This window comes from Bacillus pretiosus (assembly GCF_051294775.1).
Taxonomy (GTDB): Bacteria; Bacillota; Bacilli; order Bacillales; family Bacillaceae_G; genus Bacillus_A; species Bacillus_A wiedmannii.
Genome location: NZ_JBPPHF010000392.1, coordinates 1 through 291 on the forward strand (window position 1 = coordinate 1; position 291 = coordinate 291).

General features: G+C 34.4%; 1 protein-coding gene. It reads left to right on the forward strand.

The window, feature by feature from the left end; all coding sequences use genetic code 11:
• Positions 1-291, forward strand: a 291-nt coding sequence (locus tag ACSG5Z_RS31415; RefSeq protein ID WP_435712907.1) for an NAD-dependent epimerase/dehydratase family protein, incomplete at both ends; no start/stop codon positions are given.

Sequence of the window (291 nt, forward strand, 5' to 3'; positions counted from 1 at the left end):
CTCTAACATATTATTATAATAATATAATAGGTACAATCGTACTATGTGATGTGATGCAGAAACATCATGTTAAAAAGTTTATTTTTAGTTCATCTGCAACTGTATATGGAATTCCAAAACCGTCACCAATTACAGAAGAATTTCCGCTGAGTGTGACAAATCCATATGGGCAAACAAAATTAATGATTGAGCAAATTATGCGTGATGTGGCAAAAGCTGATGATGAATGGAGAATTGCGTTACTTCGTTATTTCAATCCCTTCGGAGCACATAAAAGTGGTCGTATTGGAG